At 73.7% G+C, this 12,689-nt stretch carries 11 protein-coding genes and 1 pseudogene; 8 read left to right on the top strand and 4 right to left on the bottom strand.

What is annotated here, in order from left to right; genetic code table 11:
• The first annotated feature begins 169 nt into the window (after positions 1 to 169).
• From DVH02_RS27115 to DVH02_RS27090, 6 genes are all read left to right on the top strand, one after another.
• On the top strand, positions 170 to 1,015 hold the full coding sequence (locus DVH02_RS27115; protein WP_199566430.1) for a helix-turn-helix transcriptional regulator: 846 nt from the start codon (positions 170 to 172) through the stop codon (positions 1,013 to 1,015).
• Positions 1,016 to 1,120: 105 nt separating this feature from the next.
• Positions 1,121 to 1,864: a GntR family transcriptional regulator gene (locus DVH02_RS27110; RefSeq protein ID WP_114626487.1), complete on the top strand. Its 744-nt coding sequence runs from the start codon at positions 1,121 to 1,123 to the stop codon at positions 1,862 to 1,864.
• 30 nt (positions 1,865 to 1,894) lie between these two features.
• Positions 1,895 to 2,902, top strand: coding sequence for a 1-aminocyclopropane-1-carboxylate deaminase (locus tag DVH02_RS27105; RefSeq protein WP_114626486.1), 1,008 nt, complete (start codon positions 1,895 to 1,897; stop codon positions 2,900 to 2,902).
• A gap of 156 nt (positions 2,903 to 3,058) precedes the next feature.
• A complete protein-coding gene (locus DVH02_RS27100; RefSeq protein ID WP_114626485.1) occupies positions 3,059 to 3,646 on the top strand; it encodes a PASTA domain-containing protein in 588 nt (195 codons plus the stop codon).
• A gap of 248 nt (positions 3,647 to 3,894) precedes the next feature.
• On the top strand, positions 3,895 to 4,668 hold the full coding sequence (locus tag DVH02_RS27095; RefSeq protein ID WP_407697686.1) for a hypothetical protein: 774 nt from the start codon (positions 3,895 to 3,897) through the stop codon (positions 4,666 to 4,668).
• 614 nt (positions 4,669 to 5,282) lie between these two features.
• The gene (locus tag DVH02_RS27090; RefSeq protein WP_114626483.1) at positions 5,283 to 5,906 is read left to right on the top strand and encodes a hypothetical protein; all 624 of its coding nucleotides are present in this window, start codon (positions 5,283 to 5,285) and stop codon (positions 5,904 to 5,906) included.
• Between the two features lie 145 nt (positions 5,907 to 6,051).
• On the opposite strand, the pseudogene DVH02_RS27085 reads toward DVH02_RS27090, so the two are convergent.
• Both DVH02_RS27085 and lnt read right to left on the bottom strand, forming a co-directional pair.
• Positions 6,052 to 6,516, bottom strand: a pseudogene (locus tag DVH02_RS27085) (NUDIX hydrolase); the annotation flags it as partial.
• A 75-nt stretch (positions 6,517 to 6,591) separates the two neighbouring features.
• The gene (gene lnt, locus DVH02_RS27080; RefSeq protein ID WP_114626481.1) at positions 6,592 to 8,196 is read right to left on the bottom strand and encodes an apolipoprotein N-acyltransferase; all 1,605 of its coding nucleotides are present in this window, start codon (positions 8,194 to 8,196) and stop codon (positions 6,592 to 6,594) included.
• Between the two features lie 228 nt (positions 8,197 to 8,424).
• On the opposite strand from lnt, the gene DVH02_RS27075 reads away from it, so the two are divergent.
• Complete coding sequence (locus DVH02_RS27075; RefSeq protein WP_114626480.1) at positions 8,425 to 9,492, top strand: O-antigen ligase family protein; 1,068 nt, start codon at positions 8,425 to 8,427, stop codon at positions 9,490 to 9,492.
• 303 nt (positions 9,493 to 9,795) lie between these two features.
• Here DVH02_RS27075 and DVH02_RS27070 read toward each other — a convergent pair whose 3' ends face one another.
• A complete protein-coding gene (locus DVH02_RS27070) occupies positions 9,796 to 10,356 on the bottom strand; it encodes a hypothetical protein (RefSeq protein ID WP_114626479.1) in 561 nt (186 codons plus the stop codon).
• A 184-nt stretch (positions 10,357 to 10,540) separates the two neighbouring features.
• Positions 10,541 to 11,341, bottom strand: coding sequence for a glutamate racemase (locus DVH02_RS27065; RefSeq protein WP_233518488.1), 801 nt, complete (start codon positions 11,339 to 11,341; stop codon positions 10,541 to 10,543).
• Positions 11,342 to 11,399: 58 nt separating this feature from the next.
• Here DVH02_RS27065 and DVH02_RS27060 point away from each other — a divergent pair, with 58 nt between their 5' ends.
• Entirely contained in the window at positions 11,400 to 12,638 is a 1,239-nt protein-coding gene (locus DVH02_RS27060; protein ID WP_114626478.1) for a glycosyltransferase, read from the top strand.
• Positions 12,639 to 12,689: the final 51 nt, after the last annotated feature.

The raw sequence follows: 12,689 nt of genomic DNA, 5'->3' as shown, positions 1-12,689 counted from the left end.
AAAGCACCCAGGCGGGGCGAGGCGTGTCTCAACCCTCGCCCCGCCTGGGTGCTTTGGACGGCATCGTGACTACATGTTTGTGTAGTGTCCCGCGCCACGAGGGCCTTGCGGTCGAGGTCCGGACGTGGAAGCGGGTGCGGGGACGGAAGCGGACGGAACGGGAGACGGCATGGAGCCCTGGACCCACGGGACCGGCGAGAGCGGTGAGGCGGACGGGGTGGACAGGGTGGACGGGACGGACGGGGTGGACGGGACGGACAGGGTGAACAAGGAAGACGGGGTGGACGGTCCTTCCGGCACCGATGAGGCGTACGGGACATACAGAACGCAGGGGGTGCACGGGGCGGCCCCTGGCACGCTCTTCAGCGAACCGGAGTCCTGGTCGGGCGACGCGGTCTCCTGGCGCAACCGGAGCTTCCTCCTCTTCGACCGGCTCCCGGTACCGCTGGCGCTCTGCGACCCCTACGGCCGGGTGCTGATGGCGAACCCGGCGATGGCGGCGCAGTGGGGCGAGCTGCCGGGCCGGCTGCGCGGGCGCAGCGCCATGGACCTCTTCCTGATACCGGGCCCAGGACAGCTCCATCCGATCGGCGAAGCGGTACGGCAGGGCCGCAGGTCGCGCTATCCGGTCGAGGTCTCGTGGTCCACCCCCACGGGTGTCGAGCGGTACGGCGAGCTGACGGTCGACCTGCTCGGCGAGGGGTCGGCGTCCCACCCCGTACTCCTGCTGTATCTGCGGGTACGGGGGGAGCGGCCCGCCCCGGCGCCGCCCGCCGCGCGCTCCGGGGCGGCCGAGGTCGGCGAGGCGGAGCTGCGCATCCTCACCCTGCTGGCGGGCGGCTCCACCACGGCGCGGATCGCCGGGGAGGTGGGGCTGACCGTCGACGGCGTCAACTACCACCTGGGGCGGATGTCCCGGCGCTGGGGCGTACGCAACAGAGCGGCTCTGGTGGCGCACGCGTATGTGACGGGGCTGCTCGCCCCCGGGGTCTGGCCGCCCGCGCCCGCCGGTTGAGCACGGACACGGGCTGAGCGCGCCCGACTGCGCGCGGACGCGGGCGGCCGGGCGTGGGCGGCCCGCTCTTGACAGTCGGCCCGCTGGCGGCGTGCAATATATTGCATGCCGGTACCCACCACTCCCCTGACCGCCCGGGTCCTCCTGCGCGACCGGGCCTTCACCGCGCTGCGCGACGCGATCGTCGACGGGACGCTGAAGCCCGGGGAGCGACTGCGCGAGGGCGAGTTGCGGGAGTGGATCGGGGTGAGCCGCACGCCGATCCGCGAGGCGTTGATGCGGCTGGAGCGCAGCGGTCTGGTGATCACGCGGCCCGGCAGGTCGACCAGCGTGAGCGCGCTGGACGCCACTGCCGTACGGGACGCCCAGCCGGTGGTCGCGGCCCTGCACGAACTGGCCGTACGGCTGGCCGTGCCCGTACTCGACGCGGACCGGATCGCGGCGATGCGAGCGGCGAACGAGGCGTTCGCGGCGGCGCTGGAGCGGGGCGACACCGCCTCGGCGCTGGCGGCGGACGACACGCTGCACCAGGTGTGTGTGACCGCCGCGTCGAACACGGTCGTCACCGAGGTCCTGGAGCAGTACGCCCCGCTGCTGCGCCGGATGGAGCGGGTGCGTTTCTCCTCGGCGGCCGGGCTGGAGTCCGTCGCGCTGCACCACCGGATGATCGACGCCTGCGCGGCAGGCGACACCGCCACGGCGGCGGCCCTCGCCCATACGACCTGGATGACGCTCGCCGACCCGTCCGCCGCGCCCCCCGAAGCCGCCGCACCCGCCGCCCGATCCGCGCCTTCCGGGCCTCGCACACCGGCCGTATCCGGCGGCCACGGTCTGGTCCACGCGCACTGAGCCCACCCCGCCGAGGAGAGGAACTCCCCCGTGCCCATCGAGGATTTCGCCCGCTACCCACTGCTTTTCGGCCCGAGTCCGATCCACCCGCTGAACCGGCTGAGCGAACATCTCGGCGGGGCCCGGGTGTGGGCCAAGCGCGAGGACTGCAACTCGGGCCTGGCCTACGGCGGCAACAAGACCCGCAAGCTGGAGTACCTCGTCCCCGACATCCTCGCGCAGGGCGCCGACACCCTCGTGTCGATCGGCGGCTACCAGTCGAACCACACCCGGCAGGTGGCCGCCGTCGCCGCCCATCTCGGGCTCAAGGCCCGGCTCGTGCAGGAGAAGTGGGTCGACTGGCCGGACGCGGTCAACGACAAGGTGGGCAACATCCTGCTGTCGCGGATCATGGGCGCCGACGTACGGCTCGGCTCCGACGGATTCGGCATCGGGATCAAGGACTCCTGGCAGCGGGCGTTGGACGAGGTGCGGGCCGAGGGCGGCACGCCGTACCCGATCCCGGCCGGCGCCTCCGAACACCCGCTCGGCGGACTGGGTTTCGCGAACTGGGCGTACGAGGTGGAGCGTCAGGAGGCCGAACACGGCGTCTTCTTCGACACCGTGGTGGTGTGCAGCGTCACGGGGTCCACCCACGCCGGGATGATCGCCGGGTTCGCCGGTCAGGACCGGCCGCGCCGGGTGATCGGTATCGACGCCTCCGCCCGGATCGACGAGACCCGGGCCCAGGTCGAGCGGATCGCACGGCACACCGCCGATCTGATCGGCCTCGGCCGCGAACTCCGCGACGACGAGATCTCCGTGCTCGAAGGGTGGGCGGGCGACCTCTACGGCGTGCCCGTCCAGTCGACGACGGACGCGATCCGGCTGACCGGCGGCCTGGAGGGGATGATCATCGACCCGGTGTACGAGGGGAAGTCCATGGCCGGGCTGATCGATCTGGTGCGTACCGGCGAGATCGGTCCGGACTCGACGGTGCTCTACGCCCATCTGGGCGGCCAGCCCGCGCTCAACGCGTACAGCGGAGCCTTCTCCTGACCCGGTGGTCACCGGGGACACGGCCGGCCCGGCTCCCCCACGGCCCGGCCGTGTCCTGAACTCTTCCGTCCCGTCCGCGGTTTCCGGCGTTCACCCCGTCGGCGCGCCCGGCGTCCCGCATGATGTCCCTCTTACCGCCATGTCCCTGGGGGATCCATGCGTACCCGCACCGCCCTCGCGCTCCTCGGCGCCACGGCGCTCCTCACCCTCACCGCGTGCGAGGACACCGGGGGCTCCACGCCGCCCGGTGCCGGCGCGACCACGGCCCGGTCGGCCCTGCCGGACCTCGTGGGCAAGGAACTCGGGCCCGCGCGGGACGCGGCGAGGGCCGCCGGGTTCCGCGAGCTGACGTCGCACGACGCGCTCGGACGCGGCCGGGCGATCCTCCTCGACCGCAACTGGAAGGTCTGCTCCCAGACCCCGGCGCCCGGCACCCTGCCGACCGGCACCACGGTGGACCTCGGCGCCGTGAAGACGGACGAGGAGTGTCCGGCCGAGGATCCGGGAGAGCCCGCGCCGACCGGCACCACGATGCCCGACTTCACGGGCCGTTCGGTACGGTTCGCCCGCGCGGCGCTCGGCGACTCGGCCCACCTCGACGCCAAGGACGTCTCCGGCAAGGACCGCGGGATCCTGCTGGAGTCGAACTGGAAGGTGTGCGGACAGGACCCGAAGGCGGGCACGGAGCTGACCGGGCAGCCCGTACGGCTGGACACGGTGAAATTCGGCGAGGACTGCCCCTAGGGTCTTTCGTTTGGATCAGGCCGGGCTCTCGGGAAGGGGAAGGCACCCCCGGTGACCAGGCGTTGTGCGCGCAGAATCGACTCTCCGGACTGATTGGCTATTTGTCATCCATACCACTCAATCCAGTGATGTATAACGCCAAAACGACCCATAAGGCTCGCAGGAACGTTGAGCCGGACATGGAACCCAGAGAGCTGTGGGAGCGTCACTCCGTCCTCGCGGTGGCGTTCTGCGGCAGCGACGACCAGGTGCGGGACGCGCAGGGCGTTCTCGACGAGGCGCAGGCGGCCCGGACGCGGATGCTCGCCGCCTTCGCCGTGACCGTGGGCAGTGACGGCGCCGTGGCGGATCTGCTCGGGCTCACGGAGCGCGAGGTACGGATCGCCCGGCGCACGGTCGGCAAGGACGACGCCCGGACGGTCGCCGAGTGCCTGCTCACCGTCGAGCCGGCCGAGCAGCGGCCGGCGCAGGCCCGCTCCGAGCAGCCGACGTCGGCCGCCGCCGGGCCGGTGGCCGAGGCCGGGGAGTTCGCCGGGCAGCAGACGAAGGGGATCGCGCCGCACGCCGTACCGTCCGGGCAGGCCCCCGCGCTGCCCGCCGCCGACTCCACCTGGTCGGCGGCGCTGGACGCGGTCCTGGTGGGTGGCTGGCACACCGGGCTGGATCTGACCTCCCTCGCCGCGGAGTTCGGCCTCGAACTCGCCCAACTGGTCGCGCGGGCCCAGAAGCTCTCCGCGGAGGGCCGGCTCAACCAGCCCGTTCCGCACGAGGACCGGGCGGGCCGGCACCGCAGGCTCGACGCGGCCCAGGCCGAGCAGGCCGCGTACGCACCCGGCGCGGCGGCGGGCCAGACGGTGCCCACTCCCCGGCCCAACGACGACGTCTCCTGGCAGCAGGCCCCGCCGCACACGCCGCCGTGGGACAACACCACGACGACGCAGACCGATTGGAACGGCATCGTCAGCCAGTGGCACAACTCGCCCTCGGCGCAGCCCTGGGACTACTCCACCCAGTACAGCTGACCGGCCGGGCCCGGCCGGGTCACCCGGCGCCGGGCTCCGCCGGGAGCAGGTACGTCCCGGACCTGTCGGCGCTCAGACACGGCGAGCAGACCACCGCGCCGTGCGCCGGGCAGGCCGCCGGACCGGGCCGCTCGCACTCCTGCCCGCACACAGGGCACGGGGAGCGCACCGCGCCCGGGTTGCCGTCCGCGTCGAACGGTGGCTCGTCGCTCCCGTCCCCGGTGCGCCGCAGGTGGGAGCGGCCCCGGGGGCGGGCACGGCCGTCAGCGGGGTGACGGCCAAGGCGATCAAAGCCGTCACGCCTCCCGCTGGGTGCGGAGGTGCGTCGGTGGGATGGCGGAGGGGCTGCGGGCGCCGCTCGAAGGTAGGCCGTGTGTGTGCCCCCGCCACGGTCGACGGTTCATGGGAGCGTTTCCGTGTGCTCAGCACACTCCCGTCGGCCCTGTGGCACCGGACGGTTACTTTGCAACGGGCGCGTTTCAGCCACGCTGTGAAGGGATCTTCAGGCCGGGTTGGCTCGTTTGTCACGGGCATGATGAGCGGGCGCCCCGGGAAACCGCTTCCCGGCGGCGCGCGTTCACCACCGTCACACGTCACCAACGGGGATCAGATTCATGCCACGTAACCGCACCCTCCGTACCACCCGCACCGGCGCCGCCCTCCTGTGCGCCACGGGCCTGGTCCTGCTCGCCACCGGCTGCGACGACGACGATGCCGCCGTCGGCGGCGACTCGACCCCGCCGCCGTCGAGCGCGCGGCCGTCGGCCGGGGGCGACAAGGCCGTCGACGCCGAAGCGGGCAAGACCCTGCCGCTCGGCCAGACCACTCGGCTCACCTATGTGCGCTCCGACAAGAAGCTCACCCTGGAGGCCACCGCGAAGAGCGTCCGTAAGGGCTCCCAGGACGATCTGAGCGAGGTACGGCTCGACGCCAAGGAGCGGGCGCTCCAGCCGTACTACGTCACGATGAGCTTCAAGAACATCGGTGACACCACGGTCGCGTACCCGTACCTCAACACACCCACCAGCCTGCGGGACAGCCGCGGTGAGTCCGGGAAGACGCTCATCACCATCGGCGGGGAGGTCGAGGGCTGCCCGGCGAAGGACCCCGACGACTTCCCGAAGGGCGCCACGGCCACACTGTGCCAGGTGGTCCTGTTGCCCAAGGACGAGACGCCGTCCGTGGTGGTGTACCAGAGCGACTTCGACAAGGACCCGTTCTACTGGAAGGCGAGCTGACGCTCACGCCCGGAACGTGACCCCGTCACCCCGGAGCCGACCGTCACCCCGCGGCGCCCGTCACTCCGGGGTGAAGGTCGGCTCCGGGGTGAAGGTCGGCTCCGGGGTGACAGTCGGCTCCGGTGGCGGCCGGTTCCTGGGCGGCGGCCTCGAACCACGTCGGCTCGTCCGCGAGCGCCTGCTTGATCCGGAAGAGCGCGAACTCCGGCAGCTCCGGGAGCGCGTCGACCGGGAACCAGGCCACCTCCAGGGACTCCTCGTCGTTGACCCGCGCCTCGCCGCCGACCGCCCGGCAGAGGATCGCGGTGTCCACGAACTGGCAGTGGTCACCGTTCGGGTAGCGGACCGGCCGCAGCGTCTGGACGATCAGGATGCGCTCCGCCACACAGCGCACGCCGGTCTCCTCGTACACCTCGCGCACCGCCGTCCGCGCCGGCTGCTCCCCCGGGTCCGGGATGCCGCCGATGACCGACCAGCGCCCCGTGTCGACACGGCGCCCGAGCAGGACGCGGCCCTCGTCGTCGAGGACGACGGCGCTCACACCTGGCAGGAAAAGCAGCTGATGGCCCGCGGTGGCCCTGATTCGGCTGATGAAGTCAGGAGTTCCCATGGAAAGACCCTAGACGAGTCGTCCGGTGGCTCCGGCCGTCCTTCGGCGCCCCGGCGAACACCGCCCCAACAGGCCCTAACCCACGGACGTCCGGCGCCTGACACTTACGGTGCGCACCACGACCCAGCCGATTCCGGTCACGGCGACGGCCGCGAGCAGCCCCTCCGGGAGCGCGCCGAGCCGGGTCGCCGGGGTCAGCGAGGTGCGCAGCGGCACCTTGTCGACCAGGGCGTCGGGCGTGAACATCTCCGTCTGCCGGACCACTGTGCCGTCCGGCCGGATGATCGCGCTGACACCGCTGGTCGCGGGAACCACCACGGACCTGCTGTGCTCGACCGCGCGCACCCGCGACATGGCGAGCTGCTGGTAGGTCATCTCGCTGCGGTCGAAGGTCGCGTTGTTGCTGGGTACGGCGATCAGCTCGGCGCCCGCCGCGACGGGATCGCGGACGGCGCCGTCGAAGGCCGCCTCGAAGCAGGTGGCGAGTCCCACCTTGGTGCCCCCGAGGTCGAACACGCCGACCTTGTGCCCGGGGCCGAAGTCCCGCTGGACGCGGTCGACGTCGGAGTTGAAGAGACGCACGACGGAACGCATCGGGATGTATTCGCCGAACGGCTGCACATGCCGCTTGTCGTAGGTGGCCGTCGGACCGCGCCCCGGCTCCCACCGGATCAGTGTGTTGCGCAGCTTGCCGGTGTCGGGGGCGACGACGGCGCCGATCACGGTCGGCACCCCGATCGCGTTCACGGCCCGGTCGATGACCGCGCGGGCGTCGGCGTTGCGGTACGGGTCGAGGTCGGAGGAGTTCTCGGGCCACAGCACGAAGTCGGGCCGCGCCACCTTGCCCGCCCGTACGTCGGCGGCGAGCTGCTCGGTCCTGCGGACGTGGTTGTCGAGGACGGCACGCCGCTGGGAGTTGAAGTCGAGTCCGGCGCGCGGCACATTGCCCTGGATCGCCGCGACGGTCGCCGTGCCGTCCTCGGCCGCGTCGCTCACCAGCGGCAGGGCCGCGAGCGCCCCCGCGACCGGGGCCAGCACGGCGACGGCGGCGACGCTCACCGCGGCGCGCGGCACCCGTCGCGTCGCGCGGTACACGAGGGCCTGGTGGACCGCCTCGTACAGCCCGAAGCCGCACAGGACGACGCCGAAGCCGAGCAGCGGGGTGCCGCCGACGGCGGCGAGCGGCAGGAAGACGCCGTCGGCCTGGCCGAAGGCGATCTTGCCCCAGGGGAAGCCGCCGAACGGCATGCGCGCCCGCGCGGCCTCGCCGAGGATCCACATCGCGGCGGCCCACACGGGCCGGCCGGGCAGTCGGCTGACGGCGGCGACGCCGAGTCCGGCCGCGCCGATGAACAGCGCCTCCAGCGCGACCAGCCCGAGCCACGGCACGGGGCCGACTTCCGAGCCCGTCCAGAAGAGCAGCGGCAGCAGGAAGCCGAGCCCGGCGAGGTAGCCGAGGCCGAAACCGGCCCGGAGCCGGCGCCCGTAGACGCTCCAGGCGAACAGCGCGAAGCCCGGCAGGGCCAGCCACCACAGGGTGCGGGGCGGGAAGCTCGCGTAGAGCAGGACGCCGGAGAGCACGGCCCCTGCGGGCCTGACGAGTCGGCGCAGCAGGCGCTGTCCGCCACCGGGGGCGGGGGCGGACGGGGCGGGTTCGGCGGTGGTGATGGTGGCGCTCACCCGGCGGAGTCTACGTGGACGGACCTCTTCCGGTCGGCGCGGCGGGGGCGCCCGCGCGCCAGGACGTGGGCGGTCGTCGCGGCGCCGGGGGCGCTCCGGCCGACAATGACGCTTCGCAATCCCTCCACAAACACCCGTGCCTGCCGATACCGTATGCGCCAGTCCATGCCACCTGGCCAAATCCGGCCGTCGTGGGACAGGACCGGGCACAGCTGGGGGTTGGACACGATGGCCGCACCGGCGGAACGGCCCGTGGTGGCGGGGGCGGCGCGGGACCGCGGCAGGACGGCCGACGTGCTGGCCGCCGGGGTGCTCGGCGGCTGCGCGGTGTGGGCGCTGATCAGCGCGGCGGCGGACGGTGGCAGGCCGGAGGGGGTGCTGCTGGCCGTGCTCGCGGTCGCCGCAGGCTTTGTCTGCGGCCGGATCTGCGGATCGCTGGTGCCGGTGGCCACGGCCGCCGCCATGGCGTTCGTGGGGCTCGCCGGGGCGGTGGCATCAAGCCAGGGGGTGTTCGGGGCCGCTGTGACGGTCGCCACGCCGCCGGGCGACGCGGGCGCGGTGGCCGCGCTGCTGGTGCTGGCCGCCGGGGCGGCGTGCTGCGCGGCCTCGGCGGCGCGGCGGCCCAGGACCCGTTCCTGGCTGTGGCTGCTGGCGCTGGTGATCGCGGGTGCGGCGCTGCCGCTCGGTTCCGTGGTGGGTTTCCTCGCCGCGCTCGGTGTGCTGCTGTGCTCGCTGGCGGCGGCGCGGACCCGGCGCAGGGCGGCGGCGCTCGCCGGGTTCGCGCTGCTGACGGCGGTGGTCGTGGGGACGGGCTGGGCGGTGGCCGAGCAGGCGCTGCCCGCGGGGCTCACGTCCTCGCTGGAGGGGCAGCTCACCCAGCACCGGGTGCGGCTGTGGCAGGACGCGGCGGCCCTGGCGAAGGAGCATCCGCTGCTGGGCGTGGGCCCCGACCGCTTCGGCGATCTGTCCCCCGCGGCGGCGCAGTCGCTGGACGACGACGGCAAGCCGCACTCGGCGCCGCTCCAGCAGGCGGCGGAGCAGGGCGCGGTGGGGCTGGCGCTGCTCGGCGCGGTGTACGGCGGGCTGCTGCTCGCGCTGGGCCGCTCGCCGTGCTCCACCCCGGTGGTGCTGACCGCTGGCGCCGCGCTGACAGGGCTGGCCGGGCTGGCGAGCGTCGGCAACGCGCTGAGTTTCACCTCGGTGACGGCGGGCGCGGGCCTGCTCGCGGGGCTGGCCACGGCGCGGCGTGCCGTCGCAGCGCCGCCCGCGGCCCCGGCTGTGTGGCAGGACGCCTAGCGCCGTCCGCCCCGAGGGCGGGCCCCGCGGTGTCTGGTGCGCTGCGCTCCCTCCGTATCCCTCCGCCCCGGCGTCTGACGCGTCCTTCGGATGCCGAGCGCTCCCGCACGGCGGAGGGTCACCCCGTACCGGATGTACCGGATGTACCGGATGTACCGGATGTACCGGGGTGATCCGACAACGCGGCGCGCGTGCGCGCCAGGCGCCACGGGGCAGGCGGGACTTCGAAGACAGGGCCCAGGGCGTGTCCGCAACGTGGCGTCGTCCGCCCGCCCCCAGGGTGTACGCGTCGCGGTCGGTGGTTCAGGCGCTCGCGGGGTCCGGTTCGGTCAGCGGGCGCAGCCGGCCGCGGATCACCCGTACCGCCGCCTCGGCGTCGTCCACCGTCACGGTGAAGATCCGGCCGTCGCCGAGTCTGAGGACCACGCCCTCGCCCCGGCGTACCACCACGGCGGTGCCCATCTCGGGCCGCCAGCGGTAGCCCCAGCCGCCCCACTGGCGCGGGGTGACCCTGGGGACGAAGTGGGCGTCGACGACATGGGCGAGTTCGATGCGGCGGCGCGGCAGGCCCATGTGCCCGCAGCGCACCTCCAGGCAGTCGTCGTCGACCCGGACGGCCACGTGGACGAAGGCCAGGGTGCCGAAGAGGATCAGCAGGCCGGCCGCCACGCAGCCGACGACGGACATCAGCAGCGCGGCGATGCCGGTGGTCCAGCTGGAGTCGACGGCCAGCTCCACGCCGAGCGCGACGCACGCGGCGCCCGCGGCCGCCAGCAGCCACTGCGCGCGGTTGGTCGCTCGGCCGGTCCAGGTTTCGGGTGGGGGCCCATCGGGGTGGCCCTCTTGCCGGGGGTGCTCCCTCATGCCATGCAGCGTACTCAGATTCCGCGCGTACGGGAGTGCTGTGGACGGCCGGACGGGGGCATCCGCTCACCCCGGCCGGGGATCGGTAGGGGATCGGCAGGGGCTCGGTAGGGGATCGGGCGACGGTTCCCCGCCCGGGGCCCGTCCGCCCCGTCCGCCCGCGTACCCCTGGGGCCCCGCGCGGTCAGCGCGGCTGGCCCACGGCGGTCAGCAGCCGTCCCTCGGCGTACGTCAGCGCGGTCGCCGGAAGCTCGGCCTCCACTCCGCCGAGCAGCACCGTCAGCCGGGGCGCGGGCCGACCGGCGCGGTCGGTGGCCGGGCCGGTGGCCGACTGCCCGATCCGGCGCAGGGCCTGCGCGGCGACGGCACCGGCCGATCCGAGGAGGTCGGGGGCCGGCCGGCCGGGGCGCCGGAGGGCGGTGCGGATGCGCTCGGCGACCAGTTCGTAGTGGGTGCAGCCCAGGACGACGGTCCGCACGTCGGGCGGTGTCAGCGCGGCGGCCTCGGCCACGGCCCGGTCGATCGCGGCCTCGTCGGCGTGCTCCACGGCGTCCGCGAGTCCGGGGCAGGGCACCTCGGTGACCCGGATGTGGGAGGCGAAGTCACGGATCAGCGCGCGCTGGTAGGGGCTGCCGGTGGTGGCCGGGGTCGCCCAGATGGCGACGGGTCCGCCGGACGCCGCGGCGGGCTTGATCGCCGGGACCGTACCGATGACGGGCAGCAGCGGCTCCAACTCGGCGCGGAGCGTGGGCAGGGCGTGCACGGAGGCGGTGTTGCAGGCGACGATCAGGGCGTCCGGGCGACGTTCTGCCGCCGCGCGTGCCACCGCGAGCGCGAGCTGGGTGAGGTCCTGCGGAGTACGCGGGCCCCAGGGCATGGTGTCGGGGGCCGAGGAGAGCACGAGGTCCGCGTCGGGGCGCAGCTCTCGTACCGCGTGGGCCGCCGCGAGCAGGCCGATGCCGGAGTCCATGAGCGCGATCTTCACCCGGTCACCATAGTCGACGGTACTTGCGGTCCCGGCGTCGTGGTGCAGACTGCGGCGGATGAGCGCCATTGCCTGGATCGCCGTGGGTTCGCTGACCGCCTGGGGCTGGCTGTTGCTGGGTCAGGGGTTCTTCTGGCGTACGGATCAGCGGCTGCCCGGACGCGGGGGCCGTGCGCGGGCGGAGTACGAGAGTCTCAGACGCCCCAAGGAGCTGGGCCAGGACGACCTGGCGCGGCAGTGGCCGTCCGTCGCGGTCGTGGTGCCCGCGCGCGACGAGGCGGCGGTGCTTCCCGAGTCGCTGCCGTCGCTGCTGGCCCAGGTGTATCCCGGGGAGGCCGAGATCTTCCTCGTGGACGACGGCAGCTCGGACGGCACCGGCGCGCTCGCCCGTGAACTGTCCGCGCGGTACGGCGGTCTGCCGCTGACGGTGTCGTCGCCCGGCGAGCCGGAGCCGGGCTGGACCGGCAAGCTGTGGGCGGTGCGCCACGGCATCGCGCTGGCCCGCTCCAGCGCCCGGGTCCCGGACTTCCTGCTGCTCACGGACGCGGACATCGCCCATGAGCCGGACAGCCTGCGGGAGCTGGTCGTCGCCGCCGAGTCGCACGATCTGGACCTGGTCTCGCAGATGGCGCGGCTGCGGGTCGCCAGCGTCTGGGAGAAGCTCGTGGTGCCGGCGTTCGTGTACTTCTTCGCGCAGCTGTATCCGTTCCGCTGGATCAACCGTCCCGGCGGCAGGACGGCGGCGGCGGCCGGTGGCTGTGTGCTGCTGCGTACGGAGACCGCGGTACGGGCGCGGGTGCCCGACTCGTTCCATCAGGCCGTCATCGACGACGTGTCGCTGGCCAAGGCGGTGCGGCGGGGCGGCGGCCGGATCTGGCTGGGGCTGGCGGAGCGGGTGGACAGCGTCCGGCCCTACCCGGGCCTCGCCGATCTGTGGCGGATGGTATCGCGCAGCGCGTACGCGCAGCTCAGGCACTCTCCGCTGCTGCTCGTGGGAACGGTGGCCGGGCTCGCGGTGATATATCTGGCGCCACCGGCCGCGCTCTGCGCGGGAGTGTTCGGCGGCGACCTGCCCGCGGGCCTGCTGGGGTTCGCCGCGTGGGCGGTGATGACGGGAACGTACATCCCGATACTGCGCTACTACCGGCTCTCGCTGTGGCAGGCTCCGGTGCTGCCGCTGACGGCGTCGCTCTATCTCCTGATGACGGTCGACTCGGCCGTACAGCACTACCGGGGGCGCGGCGCCGCCTGGAAGGGCCGCACCTACAGCCGCCCGGAGGCGGCGCCGGACCGCTGAGGGCCGCCGCCGGGCGGGGCCTGGCGTAGACCGGCCGGTCGCGGGCGCGCC

This window comes from Streptomyces corynorhini (assembly GCF_003346515.1).
Taxonomy (GTDB): Bacteria; Actinomycetota; Actinomycetes; order Streptomycetales; family Streptomycetaceae; genus Streptomyces; species Streptomyces corynorhini.
This window is presented reverse-complemented; position numbering and strand designations above follow the sequence as displayed.

Bases quoted from the DNA above. Each gene is read 5' to 3' on its own strand.
- DVH02_RS27060 (WP_114626478.1), top strand. From the start codon at position 11,400: ATGAGCGCCATTGCCTGGATCGCCGTGGGTTCGCTGACCGCCTGGGGC.
- DVH02_RS27100 (WP_114626485.1), top strand. From the start codon at position 3,059: ATGCGTACCCGCACCGCCCTCGCGCTCCTCGGCGCCACGGCGCTCCTC.
- DVH02_RS27090 (WP_114626483.1), top strand. From the start codon at position 5,283: ATGCCACGTAACCGCACCCTCCGTACCACCCGCACCGGCGCCGCCCTC.
- DVH02_RS27115 (WP_199566430.1), top strand. From the start codon at position 170: ATGGAGCCCTGGACCCACGGGACCGGCGAGAGCGGTGAGGCGGACGGG.
- DVH02_RS27110 (WP_114626487.1), top strand. From the start codon at position 1,121: ATGCCGGTACCCACCACTCCCCTGACCGCCCGGGTCCTCCTGCGCGAC.
- DVH02_RS27070 (WP_114626479.1), bottom strand. From the start codon at position 10,356: ATGAGGGAGCACCCCCGGCAAGAGGGCCACCCCGATGGGCCCCCACCC.
- DVH02_RS27075 (WP_114626480.1), top strand. From the start codon at position 8,425: ATGGCCGCACCGGCGGAACGGCCCGTGGTGGCGGGGGCGGCGCGGGAC.